The sequence below is a fragment of the Acinetobacter sp. 228 genome (assembly GCF_048147885.1).
In genome coordinates this window covers 36057-56303 of record NZ_JAYWYV010000013.1, presented here as the reverse complement: position 1 = coordinate 56303, position 20247 = coordinate 36057, and the positions used below count along the sequence as shown (strand labels likewise).

General features: G+C 44.1%; 19 protein-coding genes. 10 read left to right on the top strand and 9 right to left on the bottom strand.

Going from position 1 to position 20247, the window contains the following annotated elements:
• Positions 1 to 171 precede the first annotated feature (171 nt).
• Positions 172 to 762 carry a 1,6-anhydro-N-acetylmuramyl-L-alanine amidase AmpD gene (ampD, locus tag VXQ92_RS10860; RefSeq protein ID WP_064095181.1) on the top strand — a complete coding sequence of 197 codons (591 nt, stop codon included), beginning with the start codon at positions 172 to 174 and terminating at the stop codon, positions 760 to 762.
• Positions 763 to 822: 60 nt separating this feature from the next.
• Positions 823 to 2373 (top strand): murein biosynthesis integral membrane protein MurJ, encoded by a 1551-nt coding sequence (gene murJ / locus VXQ92_RS10855; RefSeq protein WP_416681572.1) that lies wholly within the window; start codon positions 823 to 825, stop codon positions 2371 to 2373.
• A gap of 109 nt (positions 2374 to 2482) precedes the next feature.
• On the opposite strand, the gene VXQ92_RS10850 is transcribed toward murJ, so the two are convergent.
• Complete coding sequence (locus tag VXQ92_RS10850; RefSeq protein WP_004647174.1) at positions 2483 to 2641, bottom strand: DUF1328 domain-containing protein; 159 nt, start codon at positions 2639 to 2641, stop codon at positions 2483 to 2485.
• A gap of 191 nt (positions 2642 to 2832) precedes the next feature.
• On the opposite strand from VXQ92_RS10850, the gene VXQ92_RS10845 reads away from it, so the two are divergent.
• Positions 2833 to 3285 carry a YcgN family cysteine cluster protein gene (locus tag VXQ92_RS10845; RefSeq protein ID WP_416681569.1) on the top strand — a complete coding sequence of 151 codons (453 nt, stop codon included), beginning with the start codon at positions 2833 to 2835 and terminating at the stop codon, positions 3283 to 3285.
• Here the strand turns inward: VXQ92_RS10845 and VXQ92_RS10840 are convergent.
• Entirely contained in the window at positions 3282 to 5453 is a 2172-nt protein-coding gene (locus VXQ92_RS10840) for an EAL domain-containing protein (protein ID WP_416681567.1), read from the bottom strand. The two genes, VXQ92_RS10845 and VXQ92_RS10840, sit on opposite strands and share 4 nt — an antisense overlap.
• Before the next feature lie 263 nt (positions 5454 to 5716).
• Here VXQ92_RS10840 and VXQ92_RS10835 point away from each other — a divergent pair, with 263 nt between their 5' ends.
• Entirely contained in the window at positions 5717 to 6988 is a 1272-nt protein-coding gene (locus VXQ92_RS10835) for a replication-associated recombination protein A (RefSeq protein ID WP_416681563.1), read from the top strand.
• Between the two features lie 335 nt (positions 6989 to 7323).
• Here VXQ92_RS10835 and VXQ92_RS10830 read toward each other — a convergent pair whose 3' ends face one another.
• The 5 genes from VXQ92_RS10830 to VXQ92_RS10810 form a co-directional block, all read right to left on the bottom strand.
• Positions 7324 to 8931 carry a phosphatase PAP2 family protein gene (locus VXQ92_RS10830; protein WP_064095130.1) on the bottom strand — a complete coding sequence of 536 codons (1608 nt, stop codon included), beginning with the start codon at positions 8929 to 8931 and terminating at the stop codon, positions 7324 to 7326.
• A 463-nt stretch (positions 8932 to 9394) separates the two neighbouring features.
• Positions 9395 to 10114, bottom strand: coding sequence for a phosphoribosylaminoimidazolesuccinocarboxamide synthase (gene purC, locus VXQ92_RS10825; protein ID WP_064102573.1), 720 nt, complete (start codon positions 10112 to 10114; stop codon positions 9395 to 9397).
• A 37-nt stretch (positions 10115 to 10151) separates the two neighbouring features.
• Complete coding sequence (locus tag VXQ92_RS10820) at positions 10152 to 10757, bottom strand: lipoprotein-34 precursor (NlpB) (RefSeq protein WP_416681560.1); 606 nt, start codon at positions 10755 to 10757, stop codon at positions 10152 to 10154.
• Positions 10758 to 10771: 14 nt separating this feature from the next.
• On the bottom strand, positions 10772 to 11671 hold the full coding sequence (gene dapA / locus VXQ92_RS10815; protein WP_064095127.1) for a 4-hydroxy-tetrahydrodipicolinate synthase: 900 nt from the start codon (positions 11669 to 11671) through the stop codon (positions 10772 to 10774).
• A gap of 460 nt (positions 11672 to 12131) precedes the next feature.
• Positions 12132 to 12302, bottom strand: a complete 171-nt coding sequence (locus tag VXQ92_RS10810) for a hypothetical protein (protein ID WP_416681557.1) — start codon at positions 12300 to 12302, stop codon at positions 12132 to 12134.
• Between the two features lie 92 nt (positions 12303 to 12394).
• Here VXQ92_RS10810 and mhpT point away from each other — a divergent pair, with 92 nt between their 5' ends.
• The 3 genes from mhpT (at position 12395) to VXQ92_RS10795 (ending at position 15637) form a co-directional block, all read left to right on the top strand.
• Positions 12395 to 13600, top strand: coding sequence for a 3-(3-hydroxy-phenyl)propionate transporter MhpT (gene mhpT / locus VXQ92_RS10805; RefSeq protein WP_416681554.1), 1206 nt, complete (start codon positions 12395 to 12397; stop codon positions 13598 to 13600).
• 309 nt (positions 13601 to 13909) lie between these two features.
• Positions 13910 to 14539, top strand: coding sequence for a bifunctional nicotinamidase/pyrazinamidase (gene pncA / locus VXQ92_RS10800; protein ID WP_416681551.1), 630 nt, complete (start codon positions 13910 to 13912; stop codon positions 14537 to 14539).
• 123 nt (positions 14540 to 14662) lie between these two features.
• Entirely contained in the window at positions 14663 to 15637 is a 975-nt protein-coding gene (locus VXQ92_RS10795) for a bile acid:sodium symporter family protein (RefSeq protein ID WP_416681548.1), read from the top strand.
• Positions 15638 to 15762: 125 nt separating this feature from the next.
• Here VXQ92_RS10795 and VXQ92_RS10790 read toward each other — a convergent pair whose 3' ends face one another.
• Entirely contained in the window at positions 15763 to 17016 is a 1254-nt protein-coding gene (locus VXQ92_RS10790) for a hypothetical protein (protein WP_064095123.1), read from the bottom strand.
• Positions 17017 to 17093: 77 nt separating this feature from the next.
• On the opposite strand from VXQ92_RS10790, the gene serB reads away from it, so the two are divergent.
• The 3 genes from serB (at position 17094) to VXQ92_RS10775 (ending at position 19684) form a co-directional block, all read left to right on the top strand.
• Positions 17094 to 18314, top strand: coding sequence for a phosphoserine phosphatase SerB (gene serB / locus VXQ92_RS10785; protein ID WP_064102579.1), 1221 nt, complete (start codon positions 17094 to 17096; stop codon positions 18312 to 18314).
• A 415-nt stretch (positions 18315 to 18729) separates the two neighbouring features.
• Positions 18730 to 19065: a ciprofloxacin tolerance protein AciT gene (gene aciT, locus VXQ92_RS10780; RefSeq protein ID WP_416681544.1), complete on the top strand. Its 336-nt coding sequence runs from the start codon at positions 18730 to 18732 to the stop codon at positions 19063 to 19065.
• Positions 19066 to 19204: 139 nt separating this feature from the next.
• Positions 19205 to 19684, top strand: a complete 480-nt coding sequence (locus tag VXQ92_RS10775) for an SCP-2 sterol transfer family protein (RefSeq protein WP_064095120.1) — start codon at positions 19205 to 19207, stop codon at positions 19682 to 19684.
• Positions 19685 to 19792: 108 nt separating this feature from the next.
• Here VXQ92_RS10775 and dtd read toward each other — a convergent pair whose 3' ends face one another.
• A complete protein-coding gene (gene dtd / locus VXQ92_RS10770) occupies positions 19793 to 20233 on the bottom strand; it encodes a D-aminoacyl-tRNA deacylase (RefSeq protein ID WP_416681541.1) in 441 nt (146 codons plus the stop codon).
• Positions 20234 to 20247: the final 14 nt, after the last annotated feature.

The window sequence follows — 20247 nt, the reverse complement described above, 5'->3', positions numbered from 1 at the left end:
TATCTTTTTAAGCCGTAAAAATTGCGCCTTATCTTAGCACCGTTACATAAAAGATGAGCGATTTTTCATCCAGTTTGCCGGGATGAATTGAGATTTGTCCTTGAAAGTTTTAGCATGAAGCCGGCTGCAATGCTGATCTTGCAGATTTTATTTTTTGGGGAGAACGGTTTTATGCAACAGGCAGCTGAGTTTCAGGTCAGGGACGGGCAACTAATCGGTGCACGTCAAATCCCATCTCCCAATTTTAATCAGCGGCCACAACAGACCGAGATTCAATTGCTGGTGATTCATAATATCAGCCTGCCTCCTTCCCAGTTTGGTGGCGGTTATATTGAACAGTTTTTTCAGAATCAGCTGGACTGGTCCGTACATCCTTATTTTCAAACAATTGAAGGGATGCAGGTTTCAACTCATCTGCTGATTTTAAGAACGGGAGAAGTGCTGCAATTCGTCAATTTTAATGACCGTGCCTGGCATGCTGGCCGCTCGACCTATTTGGGCAAAAAAGAATGTAATGATTATTCGATCGGGATCGAGCTGGAAGGCAGTGATGATTTACCTTTTGCAACCGCACAGTATGAAGCCCTGGTCAAAGTGACTGCCTGTTTGCAAGATTATTATCCTAAAATCCAGCAGCATATTGCCGGACATTCAGATATTGCACCGGGCCGCAAGACTGATCCGGGGCCGTATTTTAACTGGGCTGATTTTCGTACACAGTTACAGCATTATAAAAACACTTCAAACTCGCTTGCGGGATGAAATTAAGCAATGAACTTCTGACAAAAGTTTCATTACAATAGCCACAAATTTATACATTAGGTGAAGAGGATGGCGCTTTGGCGTTCGACCGTCATTGTCAGTGCGATGACCATGTTGTCACGCGTACTGGGATTGGTTCGAGATATTGTTTTACTGAATGTCTTTGGTGCTGGTAAAGACTTCGATACTTTCGTAGTTGCATTTCGTATTCCAAACTTTTTCAGGCGATTATTTGCCGAAGGCGCATTTTCACAGGCTTTTATTCCGGTACTGACCGAATACAAAACCAGTCGTACTCATTTCGAAGTCCAGATTCTGATCAGTCGGGTATTCGGCTGTCTGGCGACGGTGATGACAGCTCTGACCATGGTCGCGATGATTGCTGCACCGTTGATCATGTATATCTATGCACCGGGTTTCCATAGCGATCCTGAAAAATTCGCCCTGGCAACGGACATGTTTCGCCTGACCATTCCTTATTTGCTGTTCATGTCGCTGACTGCCTTTGCCAGCAGTATCCTGAACAGTTATGGCTCTTTTAGCACACCGGCATTTGCACCGGTCTTGTTAAATATTGCCATGATTGCCGGAGCAGTCTGGCTTACGCCTTATATGGCAGAGCCCATTATGGCACTGGGCTGGTCAGTTATTATTGCCGGTATTTTACAGCTGGCGATCCAGATTCCTGAATTGTGGCGTAAAAAGCTGCTGATTCCTCCCAAAATTGACTTCAAACATGAAGGTGTTGATCGCATCATGAAGTTGATGCTGCCGGCACTATTTGGTGTATCGGTCACGCAAATTAATCTATTGTTAAATACCATCTGGGCTTCGTTCATGCAGGATGGTTCGGTGTCCTGGCTGTACAGTGCCGAACGTATGACCGAATTGCCGCTTGGCCTGATCGGTGTTGCGATTGGAACTGTAATTCTGCCATCATTATCTGCGCGGCATACCGAGCAGAACCCGGAAAAATTTCGTGGCATGATGGACTGGGCTGCCAAAGTGATTGTGATGGCAGGTCTTCCTGCCAGCATTGCATTATTTATGCTCTCGACACCGATCATTCAGGCCCTGTTTGAACGTGGCCAGTTCACCTTTGAAGATACTCAAATGACGGCTCTGGCATTAAAATGTATGAGTGGTGGTGTGATCGCCTTTATGCTGATTAAAGTCTTTGCGCCCGGTTTTTATGCAAGACAGGATACCAGAACACCAGTACGTATCGGCTTGATAGCCGTGGCAGCCAATGCGATTCTGAACGTGATTTTTATCGGTTTCTTCAAGCTGATTCATTGGGAAGCAGAGCATATGGCGCTTGCCTTGGCATCAACGGGTTCAGCCATGGTCAATGCCGGTTTACTTTATTATTATCTGCATAAACGTCATATTTTCCGCTTTGGCTCACATTGGAAAAAAATCTTCCTGCAGTTTATGTTTGCCAATACCGTCATGATTGCCGCTTTAGCCTATGGCCTGAGCTGGTATAACGCAGATGTATCGCAATGGATGCGTGTTTTAGAAGTGGTGATCTTATGTGTTGTCGGTGTGGCAGCTTATCTTGCAGCCTTACTGGTAGCGGGATTTAGGCCTCGTCATCTAAAACCTTAAGCTTAAAACCGAGCTGGTATAAATTAATAGAGCCATAAAAAAACAAGAGCCAAAAGGCTCTTGTTTTTTTCGAAAGTTCACACTTGCCTCGGGCAAGTCTAGTGTAAATCTAGACTTTGCCGCGAGAAAGAAAACCAACGATCGCAAGAATCACCGCAATTACCAACAAGATAATTGCAAAATCCTTAGATAAGCCTGCAACGCCACCAAAACCTAGTAGACTCGCAATTAATGCAATAACAGCAAAAATAATAGCCCAGCGAAACATATATATTCTCCATGTGTTTTTATTTTCAAATTTAGTATAGAAATAAACGATTCTAGCGACTGTTAGTGTTTTGTTGATGAACTGTCTATGATTTAACAATAGTTTACGTGATAGTAATAAGAATTTGAGCGATAGGTCTGCAGGGTTCGGGCTGCTATAATAAGCTGATTTTTGAATGTGCCGACCTGATCATGAGCGATACTTTACGTCCTGAATTCTGGAAAAACTATTCACTGGCTGAACTGACGCAAGCTGAATGGGAAGCTTTATGTGATGGTTGCGGCTTATGCTGTCTGATTAAACTGGAAGACGAAGATACCCAGGAAGTTGCCTATACCAAAGTGGCCTGCAAGCTGCTGGATTGCACCACTGCACGTTGCTCCAATTATCCGGATCGCCTGCAATATGTGCCGGACTGTATTCAGCTTACCCCAGAAAAATTGCAAACCATTCATTGGTTACCATCAAGTTGTGCCTATCGCCGGGTAGAACAGGGCAAAAGCTTGCCATCCTGGCATTATCTGGTCAGCGGTTCACGAGAAAGTGTGATTCAGGCGCGCAAGTCGGCAGCAGGACGCTGCCTGAGTGAAGCTGATATTCATGAAGATGACATTGAAGATTATATCGTACGCTGGGTGCGTTAAATCTGTCTGCAGGATTGCTGAATAGTTGCTTCTTGCACTAGCGGATGCAGCAGAGCTTGGGCCGAAGCACCGGCCATCGGACGATAGAAATAGAAGCCCTGTCCAATCTGGCAGTCACAATGAATCAGGGTATCCAGCTGTTCTGTATTCTCGATGCCTTCGACCAGAACATCCAGTGCAATACTGGAGCCAATCTGGGTAATGGCTTTGACAATGGCCAGAGCAGACGGGTCACTGTTCATGCGCTCTACAAAGTTGCGGTCAATCTTGATGCAATCGACCGGGTAGTCCTGCAAGCGGGTCAGTGAAGAATGTCCGGTACCGAAATCATCCAGCGAGATCTGGATTCCGGCCTGTTTCAGCAGGTTCAGGGCACGGACCACATAATTGGCACCATGCTCGGACAGGCTCTGTTCGGTAATTTCCAGTTCAACTTTGTGGGCCGGAATATCGAAATTGGACAGGCGTGCCAACAGTTTCTCGGCATAGTCATCGCGCAGGAATTCGACCGGTGCAGCATTGATTGAAATTGGCAACAGATCCAGACCTTGAGCCTGCCAGCGGCTCATGTCAGCGAAAACTTTCAGCTGCATGGTTTCACTGATACGTGAGGCCAGCTCATAGTCCTGAAAGGCACCAAAAATTTCGGAAGGTAACTGGATATTCTGGTCCTGATCCTGCCAGCGTAACAGCGCTTCAAAACCAATCACTGCACCATCAGATAGACGGACCTTGGGCTGATAATAGGGAATGATCTGATCGGCGAGAATAATCTTGCGCGCCAGCGTCAGCTGCTTGGTCATATTTTCCAGTGATCCGCACATTTCCTGATTAAACATGCGGATACCACCACGGCCACTATTTTTCAAGTCATTCAAGGCAATATCGGCACATTTCAGCAGATTAGAGGTATTCAAGGCATCACGTGGATAAATGGTGCAGCCTATACTCATGGCACTGTTGATGCTATTGCCGACATAATTGATCGGTTGCTCCAGCTGGGCATACGCCATTTGCGCTGTTGCCAGCAGCTGTTCTTCACTTTTCAGATTTTTGACCAGCACAGCAAATTCATCACCACCCAGGCGGGCAACGATGGTATTTGACCCAAAACAGGCCTGGAAACGCTTACCCAGAATATGGAGCAGATGGTCGCCAGCAATATGACCCAAGGTATCATTGATGTGCCGGAAATAGTCCAGATCAATGAGTAGTAAACCTGCCATGGTCTGCTGTTGCTTGGCCTTTACCAAGACCTGTTTGAAGGTTTTATAGAAAGTGCTACGGTTATACAGGCCAGTCAGTTCATCACGTTTAATCACTTCTTTTAAACGGGTTTCTGCGATTTTTTGCTGACTGATATTGCGTGATACACAGAGGATATTTTGAGTAATATTCTGCTGATCCAGAATCGGGGTCAGCAGGTGATCCCAATACTGAACTGGTTGATCTTTACTCTGAACTTTGCTGGAAAAACGACTGTTTAAGCCTTGGGCAGCCTGTTTTAATGCGCGCTGCGCGGGTTTTCGCGCTTCAGGGCTTAAACGATTGAACCAGGACAATGAGCGGTCCTGATCCTGTTCTTCGGCCTCATTTGCTTGTGTCAGACAACCCGGCTGGTTGCTATGTCGAATTTCACCTTCAGGACTGATAATATTAATGCAGTCCGCACTGGCATCCAGCATATTTTCCTGGGTGGAAACAATGTGAGAAAGTTGCTGCTGGATTTCAAAATAATCATGCACATCGGTCAGGGAAACGGCCCATTGCAGCAAATGGTCCGGCTGATGATGAAATTTTACTGCCAGGCTACACATGCGATAATGGGTATCACTGCGTTTAATCCGGCACTGGGTTTCAAAATCCTGATGCTGGTCCAGCGCCGCATGCCACTGCGTTAAAAACAGCTGCAGGTCCTCTGCATGAATGAAGTTCTGCCATTGTGGATTGCTCTGTTCATTCAGGTTTACCCCAAGATAGTCAGTCATGGCATGGTTAAAATATTGCAGATGTTGTTTGTTGCTGACCCACAAGGGTTGCGGTAAGGCATCAATCAGATTTTTTAACAAAATAGATTCAGACAGGTGAACGTGTGGCGCAATCAGTGATGATGATGCCAGTGGCTCCGACCAGCTCACAGTTCCCTGTTCAAATTTATCATGCTTCATGCATTCACCACTACAGCCCAGAATTGCCCAATGGGCTAGATAAGTTTCTTTTAATTAGAATAAACAATATGAAAATTACACTGTAATTAATTCACAATTAATCATGTTCAAATTATTTGCTTTTATAGAGATTAATTCATTCAGAATTAAAAAAATAGGGGATATCTATATAAATTAATTTTTTGTGCTTGGGGCTTGCAATCTTGGAATCAAAACTGCTGGTGTTAGAATGAGATCAGAATTTAATTTGAGCCAATAATAACATGTCAGATAGTCATATCCCGCTTCCAGAACGTTTACGGCCACGCGACCTTACACAGATTATCGGGCAGGAACATTTGCTGGGTGAGCAGGCGCCTTTACGCCAGATGATTGATCAGGGACATCTGCCTTCGATCATTTTCTGGGGACCACCCGGGGTCGGTAAAACCACCATTGCCTTACTGCTGGCTCAAGCGGTAGACCGGCCTTTTATCAGTCTGTCTGCTCTGAATACTGGCGTAAAAGAGCTGCGTGAAATCATTGCCGAAGGTGGTGATCTGCTGACGCCTGTAGTATTTATTGATGAAATTCATCGGTTTAATAAATCTCAACAGGATGCGCTGTTAAACGCGGTCGAGAAGGGGAAAATTACCTTAATTGGCGCTACCACGGAAAACCCGTCCTTTGAAGTGAATAGTGCCTTATTGTCACGTTGTCAGGTATATAGCCTGAATGCTTTGAGCGCTGAATCAATTCAGACCTTATTGATGCAAGCCTTACAAAATGACTCTTTCTTACAGGAAAGACATATCCTGATTGAAGAATTTGATGCCCTGATTCAGTTCGCGGCAGGAGATGCCCGTAAGGCACTCAATCTGCTCGATCTGATCGCCAGTACCTTTGAACCGGATATGGAAAATATCATCACCAATGCGGTAGTGGTGAAAGTAGCACAGCAAAATATTGCTCGTTATGACAAGTCTGGTGAGCAGCACTATGATTTAGTCTCGGCCTTTATTAAATCAATTCGCGGCAGTGATCCGGATGCAACCCTATACTGGATGGCGCGGATGCTCAAAGGCGGTGAAGATCCGATGTTTATTGCACGCCGTATGCTGATTGCCGCATCTGAAGATATCGGTAACTCCAATCCGAATGCCTTGTTACTAGCCGGTGAATGCTTCCGTTCGGTACAGGCTGTAGGCATGCCGGAATGCCGGATTATTTTGGGGCAATGTGCAGTTTATCTGGCGACTAGTGCCAAAAGTAATAGTACCTATCTGGCAATTAACAAAGCGATGGAACTCGCAGATAAAACGTCCAACCTGCCGGTACCTTTGCATTTAAGAAATGCACCGACCAAGCTGATGAAAGAGCAGGGCTATGGGGTAGATTATCTGTATCCGCATAATTACCCTGAGCATTTTGTGATGCAGGAATATTTGCCACCAGAGCTAAAAGGGATAAAACTGTATGAATCAGCGCGGAATAAGCGTGAAGTAGAGGCCGAGCGCTTACAGCAACGTCGCTGGCAGCAACAACAGCAACAGTAAATAAAAGCCCGGGATCGGGCTTTTATTTTAATTACTATTAAATAATTTGAATCCTGTTTTAAAAATGGTTAAATATTGGTATAGATAATTAGTTGAAATAGCAGAAATAAATGATTTAAGTATTTTTAAATAGATTTAATATAATGATATTAATCTGCCGGAAAATGTTTTCAATCCAATTATTTAATCATCTAAAAATTCAGGACTTAATAATCATGATTTAACTCGGAATAGGTTGATTTTTTATGCAAAAATAATGCCCCAAAGATGATTAAATCTATGGAGCATTATTTAGAAAGTTAAAGCTCGATGAGTTTTAGTCTTTCCCAGACAGATTATTGAATTGACTGCTTGGCAGCTTGTACTCTACCCAGGTATTCAGGAGAGTATTTTAAAATATTCATAGCCATTGAAGCGATGCCTTTACTTGCTTCAGTATCACTTAACCAGTGTACCCGGCAGACTATACGACTCTTCGCATAATCAACTGCAGTGTTTTCAAACTCACTTCTTCTGCTATTGTCTACATCGGACAGGCTGTAGCCGACCAGATATCCTCTTAAGCTATGGCCTGATGGATATGAGGTATTCGTCAACAGGAAGTCGCGGTCTTCAGGGGTACATATTTCACTGTTATAGTAAACAAATGGCCGTTCACGATTATATTTCGCCTTAATTTCATTTGCGACTGGCTGTTCAAAATCAACCATATAATTGATTAGCGCGGTAACTTCAGTGGTATAGTACTTGTAATTGAAGCCGAGAAAACGTCTGGCTAAATACTGTGAGGTGATATTGGCATCTTGTTGAGCCAGTGTCCATCTTGATGCAGAAGGGTTGAGCAGTTCCTGATAGGTCTTTTTATCAAGCTCGAACGCTGCTGAGTTCTCCGCAGGCGGGTCTGGCGTTAACCAGTTTGCGGTGATTTTAATTTTTTCAAGGTTGGACAGATTTTCAAATACAACCTGGTCATGTGCACTGAAGTAGATGCGGGATGGCTCATCTACCTTAAAGTCAATTGCTAGAATAGGAAGATATTTTTGGGTGTCCTCATAATATGCTTGCTGGAAGCTTTGAGCTGCTTCTAAACCTGCTTCATTACCCAGATTATAATAAAAAGCTTCGATCGGTGCAGTGGTGGCCTTTTCGTCATTCCAGGCAGTGACCAGAATCTCGTCATTCCACCAGTCTGGGCGCAAATCAGTTGGAACACCTTTTCGGATAGCGGCAAACATACTAAAGTAATTCGCCCGAGTCGCAAATTTAGCCTGATCAGATACAGACATGGTATACGAGCAGGTCTGTCCCGGGAACTGATCTAGGGTACCTTGTGCCTTGGTAGCCCGCATGACCGGTATAAATATATCCAGCCATTTCTGTGGCGTATCGATGCCCCAGTCCTGACAGTCTTTTACTGTATAGTCGACCGAGCCATACTGGACTTCATCCGATTTCAGACAGTTATTAAATGAGCCAGTTCTGGCATCAGTATTCATGTCCATAGGCGATGCACAGCGGGTCGGTGCTACATCTTCATAATCCGGTCTGATCACAATACCTGCCTGATAGGTATCATCGGGTAACTTGAAATTCAGATCCTGGCGAATATAAGCAAAAGCTACAGCGCCTTTGTCGCGGTCTCTTTGCCGGTGAACCCAAGGTTTCGGTTGAGCTGCGATCCGAATACCTCTAAATAACAGTCCGGAACATTCATATTGTGGCGCTGAGTCAGACCCACAGTTCTCGACCACATTATTATATCTCTGCTCGTATTTTGTCGCAGCAATATAATTATTCATGTCTTCCATGTCATAAGGGGGCGGTTCAACAGGATTAGGAATTGGGGTAGGAGGCGGATTAGAACTGGAAGAGTCATTATCGCTGTCATGACATGCACTTAATAGGGCAGCAAGCAGCAATATGGTAAAGCCAGATGTTTTCATTAGAAAATCCTCAACTTATTTTAGTTTTTTCTCGATCATTATTAATTGGTTATAAATTAAGTGGTGAGCAGTGAAAAATTTATACTTCCTTATCTTTTTTAAGCAAGGATTAATTATAATTAACATGCTTTGATAAGCTAAAAAAAAATTATGTAATGAATTATTTTAAAATAAATATTTGTTTTAAAATGTAGTTTTTTATGAATAAAAATAATTAATTATTTTAATGATTTAATTGGTTGAATTTTATTTTAAATGAATAATGTGTTGAATCTGATTTAAATTAGTACACTTTATTTTAATTATCAAAAACTAATGAAAAAGTGTTAAATAAACTATTTATTTATATGACAGGTTTATTTTTAATTTCTCTCTTTAAAAACTGAATTAAATAACTGGAATGAGAAAGTAGCAGGGATTAAAAAACCGGATTTATAAATCCGGTTTTTTAATTAAGGAATAATTAGATATCGGAAAGATCAATACCTAGACGGCCAGCGACTTCTTCATATGCCTCAACCACACCGCCTAAACCTTGGCGGAAACGGTCTTTATCCAGTTTTTTCTTGGTGTCTTTATCCCATAAACGGCAACCGTCTGGAGAGAATTCGTCACCCAGTACGATACGGTCGTGGAATACGCCGAATTCAAGCTTGAAATCGACCAGAATCATGTTACCTGCGTCAAACAATGCTTTCAGCACGTCATTCACTTGGTAAGTCAATTCTTTCATTTTTGCCAATTGTTCAGCAGTTGCCCAGCCTAAAGCAATTGCTTGTGACTCATTGACCATTGGATCGCCAAGCGCATCATCTTTAAAGAACAATTCAAATGTTGGAGGAACCAAGGCCTTGCCTTCTTCCACACCCAGGCGACGGCATAAAGAACCTGCCGCATAGTTACGAATCACACATTCAACCGGGATCATATCCAGTTTTTTCACCAGCACTTCATTTGGAGTCAGCAGCTTTTCAAAGTGAGTTTCAATACCCGCTTCTGCCAGCTTTTCCATAATGAAGGCGTTAAAACGGTTGTTCACCTTGCCTTTACGATCTAGTTGCTCGATTTTTTCGCCATTGAATGCAGAGGCATCATCCCGAAAGACTAAAATCAGATGGTCTGAACTGTCTGTGGTATAGACAGATTTCGCTTTACCAGTATAGAGCAAGGTTTGTTTTAACATGAGGGAACCTTTTACAAAAAAAAATGCCTAGAAATGTCTAGGCTGGCCAATTTTGGTAAATCTGGTTGAGCAGTTCTGCGGCTTTTTCACGGTCGGCAAAACTGTTATCGGCATTGAACACAGCGAGGTTATTACTTGAACCTACAGAAGATAATCTTAATACATAGGTTTGCTGATCGACCTTAACCGTAATTTCGTAACGATCTTTGTTCTGAGCAACAATGCTATGATTCAGACTGCTGAGGGTGGCAAGGGTGTATTGCCAAATTGTAGCAGAATTTCCCTCAATTTTAAGCAGAGGATTAAGATTTCCATCAGTGACCAACTGCGGTTTACCGACAGTATTGGTTTCAGTCTGATTCGCTGCACCTGAGTTTGCAGTCTGGGCTGGCGGGCGTGGCAAGGCAAAACGGTTGCCACGCTGGTTTTCAAGCTTCGGTGCATGCTCAATTGCAAGCGGATCGACCGTTGGAGCAGGGTACAATGGCGTTGCCGGACGAACCAGAGTGCCTTCAGGATATTGTAAAGCTTCTAGGCTTGTAGTTTCTTTATAGTCTAAAGAGCCGTTGTTCACAGCCAATGAACTACAACCTGCCAAACTGAATACTGAAAGTGTAAGGCTAAGTCCTAAACGTAATTGCATAATCTTCTGCTCTTTTATTTGATAACGCCCGCTTCGACCAGTGCTTCATGAAGCGGAGCGCGATATTGTTCTGCAAGTGGTGTTAATGGAAGGCGAATACCTGTACCGATTAAGCCCATGTCGTGGAGTGCCCATTTCACAGGAATTGGGTTGGATTCGCAAAATAAAATATTGTGTAAATTTGCAACCTGAGCATTTAACTGTTCAGCAGTTGCAGCATCACCGGCAATGGCAGCGGCACATACTTCGCTCATGGCTTTCGGAGCCACGTTCGCCGTAACCGAGATATTGCCTTTGGCACCATAGCCCATCAGCTGATACGCAGTCGCATCATCACCTGAATAAACAGTCATATCCTTACCGCTAAGACCTTGCAGCAGTTCAGCACCGCGTGGCACATCACCAGTCGCATCCTTAATACCGATAATTTGTGGAATATCGGCCAGGCGGATTACGGTTTCATTGGCCATATCCACACCGGTACGGCCTGGTACGTTATACAGGATCTGAGGCAGGTCAACCGCTTCAGCAATGGCTTTATAATGCTGATACAAGCCTTCCTGAGTCGGTTTATTATAATACGGCGTTACCAGCAACGCGGCATCTGCCCCCAGCTCTTTGGCTTCGCGGGTCAGTTCGATTGCTTCACGAGTCGAGTTTGCACCTGTGCCGGCAATAATAGGAATACGTTTGTTGGCCACACGAATGATTTCTTTGATCACCTGGGTGTGTTCACTCATGCTGAGAGTAGAGGCTTCGCCTGTTGTTCCAACGGCGACAATACTGTTGGTACCCTCTGCAATATGCCATTCAACCAGCTTCTCGAGACCCTTCCAATCTACGCTGCCATCTTCAAACATAGGGGTGACGATTGCGACTATGGAACCTTGAATGGTCTGTGCTTGCTGAGTCATTTTAAAAAACTATCCTATTTGTCCATCCGAAAGGAATGAGAAAACATAAATTGGGATGGATTTGTATTTTGATTTATAGCAAATTCAATAGATTTGCATTGAATTGAATATTGCTTATGCAAATTATGACTGATCAAACGCATAAGAACAATATGCTTTAGTAAAAGCTACTGAATTCTTTATACAAAGCCTTCTGGAAACAATCAAGTAATAAATAAGATGATTTATAAAGCAAAATCCTGAGACTAAAGTCCTGCCTCTAGCTACATAGCAATAGATAATCCAGCAAATCGACTCAAAAATGCTAACGCTTGTGCAAAACGATCAGCTCAAAACTGCCGTTTCAGTATGTTTTGCTTATGGATTAATAGTTATATTGGATAAATTGAGATATTACACATCTTGATAGCCTCTTTCGACCCAGACAAATAAAATCAAAAACTGTTAAAACTAATCTCTTTTAAATATCAATATATTGAGGAATTTTTTTCTTATCGGTTGATTTTTTAACTTGATGTATAAGCCTTAAGGTCGAAGTCTTGCATTTTATGCTGTTCTGATTAAGTGTTTTTGCGACTTTATCTGGTCGTATCCTCTCTTCACCCGCTTCTGCTCCTTTAGGAATATCCAAGCAAAACCTTCCACTTATTGATAGTTATTTCTGCAGTCAGGCTCATAGATGATGACTCTCTTTTGTAACGCTGATTAAACAAGGATAATCCAATGGAAAAATCAGACAATAAGCATGCTATCGTCACGGTCGCGATCTGTTTTCTGATTGCGGTGATCGAAGGCTTAGATATTCAGGCAGCCGGAATTGCTGCTGCAGGTATTCGTGAGTATTTTGGTCTCGATAGTTCCCAGTTGGGTGTGTTTTTTAGTGCAGGGATTCTGGGTTTATTACCTGGTGCACTGATTGGTGGTCGGTTTGCGGACCGCATTGGCCGTAAAAAGGTCTTGATCTGGTCGACAGCAGTATTTGCTGTATTTACCTTATGTACCGTCTGGGTGAATAGCTTTAACAGCTTGCTGGCAGTGCGTTTTCTGGCCGGGGCCGGTCTGGGCGGCGCGATGCCAATTCTGATTACACTCGCTTCTGAAGCTGTCTCTCCACAAAACCGTGGCCGTGCAGTCGGCTTGATGTACTGCGGCATGCCAGTCGGCGCAGCAATTTTATCTTTAATTGCGGCGACTGAATTTGGTGCCAACTGGAAGAATGTTTTTTATCTCGGTGGTCTGTTACCGATTTTTGCCATTCCGCTGATGATGCTATTTTTGCCTGAGTCGAAGGAATACCTGAAAGCACAGAACAAAACTGCAGCAGAACTTGCCGTTACACCGAAGGGTTCATTCAAGGACCTGTTTAATTCGGACAACCTGTTGCGTACGCTATGTATCTGGGTGAGCTACTTCTTTACCTTGATGGTGGTTTACATCATGTTGAGCTGGCTGCCATCATTATTTATGGAACTTGGCTTTACCCGTAAGGATGGTTCAACCGCACAGTTCTACTTCATGGTTACAGCGACGATTGGTACGATTATTCTGGGTATGCTGACCAATCGCTGGAAGAAAGCCTATGTGATCCTGTTGATGTACGGTGGTATCCTGGCAGGTCTACTGGCGCTGAATGGTGCAAGCTCGCTGAACCAGATGTATATGGCAGCCGCATTGGCCGGGGCTTTTGTCATTGGTTGTCAGGGTGTACTGTATGCCTTTGGCAGTATCGTGTATCCGACAGAAGTGCGTGGGACCGGTGTCGGTGTGGCATCGGCCGTTGGTCGTATTGGTGCCATGCTGGGTCCAGTCATTGCCGGTCAGTTACTGACGGCTGGTTTTGGGGCTGCGGGAGTCATTACCGCTGCGATCCCATGTATCATTATCTCTGCATTATGTATGCTGTTTTTAGTGAACCGCACCAAAGTGTAATGTTCAAAAATAAAAAAGCCTGCAATGAGCAGGCTTTTTTATTTTTGGAATTTAAGAACGAGCCAGGGCTATATGATTAAAAATCCGGATTCCTTATCTACGACAATCTAGAATTCATTTTTGTACAGGTCTAGATCGGTACACATCCGCAACTCATCCCATATTTTCAAAAAGAAGAAGTCTCTCGATCTGCTTCTATGAGCACATTCAGAATGCACAGTCATGCCATTTTTAACCGTAGGGCTAAAAATTCTGGGGTATTTTGCGCTATGCTTGGGTATAAATCGAGATTTCAATGGGTGAAAACAGATGCAGAATAATATCGCTTTACTGGTCGTGGACGTACAGAGAGGATTTACCCCAGGAGGTAATCTAGCTGTAGCCAATGCTGACCAGATTATTCCAAATATCAATCAATTGGGACAGCATTTTAAGCATATTATCCTGACTCAGGACTGGCATCCGGACAATCATATTTCTTTTGCAGACAACCACCCGGGCAAAGCAGCCTATGACAGTATTCAGCTGGATTATGGCACTCAGGTCTTATGGCCAAAACATTGTGTGCAAGGGACACTCGATGCCGAACTGCATCCGGATTTGAATTTACCGCAAGCACAACTCATCATTCGCAAGGGTTTTCATAAGCAGATCGACAGTTACTCGGCCTTTATGGAAGCTGACCGGAAAACCATGACGGGTCTTGCTGGCTATCTGCGTGAGCGTGGGATTGATACCGTATTTGTGGTCGGGATTGCCACGGACTTTTGTGTGGCCTGGACTGCCATTGATGCCTGCAAACTGGGCTTTAAAACCTATGTGATTGCCGATGCCACCAAGGGCATTGATCTGAATGGTTCCCTGCAACATGCCTGGCAGGATATGCTGTCGCATGGAGTGAAACGGATTTATGTCAAAGATATCGTCCAGACAGTTTAAAAGCTTACAAGAATAGGCTTTAGATATCTCGTTAATTGTCTTTGTATTTAAATCTATAAACTCAGGTATCAAGAGATACCTGTTTTATTTAATCTCCCTTGATGTCATACCTGGATGAAACCCATGTCAGCTTTGCTCCAGTTTAGCCAATTTATCCAAAAAACCTTTGCGCTATGGGTCGTACTCTTTTCTGGCATTGCCTTGTTGGTTCCTGAAGCTTTTGTCTGGTTGAGGGCTTATATTCCGTGGATGTTGGGCATCATCATGTTCGGCATGGGTATGACCATGACGGTAGGCGATTTTAAAAGTGTCTTGCAAAGTCCGAAAGCTGTGGCAATTGGAGTCGTCGCCCAGTTTGTGGCGATGCCAGGCTTGGCTTATCTGCTGTGCAAACTGTTTCAGCTACCGCCAGAGATTGCGATCGGGGTAATATTGGTGGGTTGCTGTCCGGGCGGAACGGCATCCAATGTGATTACCTATATGGCCAAGGGCAATACCGCCTTGTCTGTCGCCTGTACCTCGGTTTCGACTTTACTGGCACCCATTTTTACTCCAGCAATTTTCTATTTGCTGGCCAGTCAGTGGATTGAGATTAATGCCTTATCCATGCTGGTATCAATCTTACAGGTGGTGTTATTTCCGATTATTCTGGGCTTAATGGTACGAGCGCTACTCAAGCAAAAAGTCAGCACCTATATTCAGTTCATGCCCTTGATTTCTGTAATTGCGATTGTGGCAATTGTCGCGGCGATTATTGCCGGCAGCAAAACCCAGATTTTACAATCGGGGCTAATAATTCTGGGGATTGTAGCCTTACATAATGGTATGGGCTATCTGCTGGGTTATTGGGCCAGTCGCATGTTCAAGCTGGCAGAAATAGACTGTCGTGCAGTATCGATTGAAGTCGGTATGCAAAACTCTGGTCTGGGTGTGGCCTTGGCGGCAACTCATTTTGCTGCTTCTCCATTGACGGCTTTACCAAGTGCCATTTTCAGTCTGTGGCACAATATTTCAGGTCCTGCATTAGCCACTTACTGGGCTGCCAAAAGTAAAGACAGTGCCTCAGTGCCAAAGCAGAATCTGGATACAGACCGCTAGAATTTTAAAAAAGTTCATGTCTAAATTCTGCTGAGAAGCTAAAAGCAACATCCAGCCAGTGAAAATTTGCAGAACCAAGCTATAAAAAAGCCCGATTCAATATCGGGCTTTTTAATTTAAAAAATTTATGAAGCTTTGGACTGTTTGGATTTTAAAATCTCGGTTCTAAAAGTCTGTGCCAGCTCTGCCGTTTCTGCATCCATTCCGTTCACCACAAAGGCATGACGGGTCAGGACATTGGTTGGATTAGGCATACTCACCAGCTGGAAGTGATCACTTACATCTTTTAGCAAATGATTCGGTACATGCAGGGCACTTTCTTTCGAGACCAGATGCTGTGTCAGACGCTCAGAGGCTTGTACTGAGCTGAGCTGCATCTCCTCGACTTTAGAGGCAATTGCGCTGCGGGTTTGCAGCACAAAACGTTTTTCTTCCCGGTAACGTTTATACAGCACTTCGGACAGCAGCTGGAACACGGCACTGATCATGGTCAGGCAAGCCAGGGCATTTGGTTTATCTGCCGCAATACTGATCGTGGCCCCTTTTTCATCAAATTTATGTACGGTACAAATATCAGAACTATTCAATTTATAGCGTTGCACACAGAGTTCGGTGGCTTTATTCAGGAAAATCTGACAGAGATTAAAATAAGGTACCGAAACGGTTTTATTGACGCTATCCAGTAACTGTTTTGGATCATAGAACTGGATATTTAAGCTCAGGCTATCCTGCTCCAGGACCGCCGGCTTATGTTCTTTTTCTTTGGCTTTGTTTTTCACTGCCTGTTGAGCCTGGGCAATGGCCAGTGCTGCATTATGCTTTTCCTGCTCCAGTGCCTGGGTCAGGGTCTGAATCTCAAATTTTAGCCGCGATTCGTTATTGATGCGCGCCAGATATTCGGTGCGGCTTGGACGTGCCACAGCACGATAAGCAACCCAGAGCAGGGCATGAATGATGAATGAGAACAGAATCGCCAGCCATTGCGTTCGTAGAATTTCACCAATACTAGGCTCAATCAGCGTAATTTCAATCACACCGACTTTTTTCTCGTTTTGCAGGGCATCACGGACAAAAACTTCACCTTCCCGGGTTTTGGTCAGTCCACCTGTGGCTAAAACCTGACCTTTCGCATCCAGGATCCGAATTGAAGCTACGCTTGGATTGGTGGCGTAACGATTTGCCAGTAAAGCCAGAGATACACGGTTAGGCGGTTCAAGCTCGGACAGGCTGTCTGTCACCAGCTGACTGGTCATCAGCTGTCCCTGATTGGCACGGTTTTCATTCAGTTGGTGAGTGGTTGCCAATACCAGTAAAAAGGTATGCAGAGCAAAACTTATAATCAATAGGCTAGCAAATAGCCCTTGTCTAGGCGCATTCAACGTAAACTTCCAAGGCAATTCTGTTCAATTTCGATTATGATTCTAACAATAGTTGTAGCTCAGACCCGAGTCAATTCATGCGAGAAATCATTCTTATATCATTCTTAGGACCTGACCAGCCTAATCAATTTACACGATTAATGCAGGTTTTGTCCGCCCATTCCCTACAGATTTTAGATGTAGGGCAAGCGGTTATTCATAATCAGTTAACCTTAGGTATTGTTGTAGCCTCTGAAGACCAGACAGCGACAGCATTAGCCATGAAGGAGATCCTGATTCTAGCACATGATATCGGGTTAACTGTGCGCTTTAAACCGATCTCTGCGACTGAATATGATCAGTGGGTCAAAGAGGGTGGACGCACACGTTATATCGTAACGGCATTGGCTCCTGAATTAAATGCCTCTCATCTGCAAGCCGTGACCCAGATTGTCTCGGCTCAGGGTTTTAATATTGAAACCGTGACCCGTCTGTCTGGCCGTCCGGCTCTGGATGGTCACAGCAGCGGGCCGAAACGCGCCTGTGTGGAGTTCGGTTTAAAAGGACAGATGCTCGATGCAGCCGCAATGCGTGCTGCCTGTTTGCGTTTATCCACTGAACTTAATGTCGATGTCGCGGTACAGGAAGACAATGCCTACCGCCGTAACCGTCGTCTGGTGTGTTTCGATATGGACTCGACCCTGATCGAGCAGGAAGTCATTGACGAACTGGCAATTGAAGCCGGTGTCGGTGCACAGGTTGCAGAAATTACCGAACGTGCCATGCAAGGCGAGCTGGACTTCCAGCAAAGTTTCCGTGCGCGTGTCGCCTTGTTAAAAGGAATGGACGCATCGGTACTTCCAAAAATTGCCGAGCGCCTGACCATTACAGAAGGTGCCGAACGTCTGATTTCAACTTTAAAAGCATTGGGTTACCGTACCGCAATCCTTTCCGGCGGTTTCCAGTATTTTGCTGAATACTTGCAAAGCAAACTGGATATTGATGAAGTACATGCCAATGCGCTCGATGTTCAGGATGGGGTCGTTACCGGTGAAGTCAAAGGTCATATCGTTGATGGCGCGCGTAAAGCATTCTTGCTCGGTGAGATTGCTCAGGAGATGGGAATTTCTCTGGAACAGACTATTGCGGTCGGTGATGGTGCCAATGACTTGCCCATGTTATCCATTGCAGGACTGGGGGTGGCTTTCCGGGCCAAGCCACTGGTTCGCCAAAATGCCAATCAGGCGATTTCTAGCGTCGGTCTGGACGGAGTGCTATATTTGCTCGGTGTCCATGATAAAGACCTGAACCGTGCATAAATCAAGGCTTTAACAGATTTTAAAGGCGACCTCAGGGTCGCTTTTTTTATCCTGAATGAAATGGCTTAAAGGCGTGAAGGATGAAACTTGACTACAAAAACATCGATCATCTTAAACGGAAAAATAATTTTTTCCCTCAAAAAAAGCACTGATAATTTTGTAATGACACGCCAACATTGGCGCAGTCATTAATCCACAAAAATGTGAAAAGCAAAAATTGTAATGACAATATAATATCGCGACAAAGTATGTCGTTAGGCTGGATGGCAGGACTTTTTTTATGCAAAAAACTCAGCATAATGCAGACATAGAGATACAAATCAACAGATTCCATTTTATTGATGTAACGAAATTCAATAGATAGAAACTTTGCAATATCAGGCGGAAAACTATCTATCTGGATGGAGGGGGTTATATGGTAACAGCGAATTTAACAACGATTGTGGGCTTCAGTTTAGTCGCTGTAGCTGTGCTTGCTGTATTCTTCTCGCCTTATCGTCGCTGGTTAAGCTTTATGGCTGCCGGGATGCTGGTTTGGGGCCTGATCGAGGTGATTCGTATAGGGACTCAGACCTGGTTTGAGCTGCCAATGACGTATAGTTATCTGAGCGCATTAACTGCGGTCATGCTGGTGGTGACCTGCCTGTTATTGCGTGAAGATCGTCGTGCCGAGCGTGCTTTGGCAAAACGTCGCTATATCGAACACACACCAGTCTATGAAGATGACCAGCAGCAGCTTTCTAGCCGTTAAGTTCTCTAATATCAGTGAAATAATGCACCTGCGGGTGCATTTTTCGTTTAGAAATATGATACAAACTGCTGCATCCACCTAACCCGGAACTATGCTAGGATATTTGTCAATTTTCGTACAATTAGAATAGGCATCCTTCATGAAACTGTCCTCCATTCCTGTGTTAAAACTTCCTCTTGTTGATGTAAGTACAGATCCGCTGGACTTACTGGTCGCAGGTTTAGCATTACGTATGAAGCAGTTGGCACGTACCAGCCCAAAATTCATCGAACTGGTACATGGGCGTCAATTCCGCATCCAGATTGGTACGGATGAGGGTATGGCACGTCAGATCATTGTGAATAACGACCATATCGAGACCGTTTCTGGTGATGCTGAAAAAGCAGATTTTGTTTTGCAGTTTGCTGATAGTGAGCAGGGCGTAAAGACTTTAATTAAAGGTGATCCGACTGCATTTATGACCGGCATGCAAAGTGGCACCATCAAAATGGAAGGTGACTTCGGTTTGCTGGTCTGGTTTAACCAGGTGGCGAAGATGATTCCACCAAAACTGCCAAAGCCAGTCAAAGAAAAAGTGAAAATGGTACGCCAGTTTATTAAAGAAAAAACTGGTAAATAAGAAACTTCCGCTTAGTTCCCCCTCCTTTTTAAAGGAGGGGCTAGGGGAGGATTAAATAGAAAAAGCCCTCAAATATGAGGGCTTTTTGAATTCTGAAATAATTAAAACTTATTCAACTTCTAAATTAAATGTCACAGGTCCATCATTGACTAGATGTACTTTCATGTCGGCGGCAAAAATACCGGTTTGCACATGTTCAAACTGGCTTCGGGCATATTCCACCAGCTGCTCATATAAGGCTTTTGCTTCAGCCGGTCGCATGGCCGGACCAAAGTCGGGACGCAAACCTTTCTGGGTTTGTGCCATCAGGGTAAATTGTGAAACCAGCAATATACCACCGCCCACCTGGGCAACGTTCCAGCCCATTTTGCCCTGTTCATCATCAAAGAAGCGGTATTTCAATATCTTATCAATCAGCTTTTTGCCTTTTTCCAGATTATCGTCTTTGCCCAACCCCAGAAAAACCAGAATTCCTTTTTCAATTTCTCCGGTAGTTTCACCCTCGACCACGACTTTAGCTTCTAAAACTCTTTGTAATAAGGCACGCATTTTACATATTGACT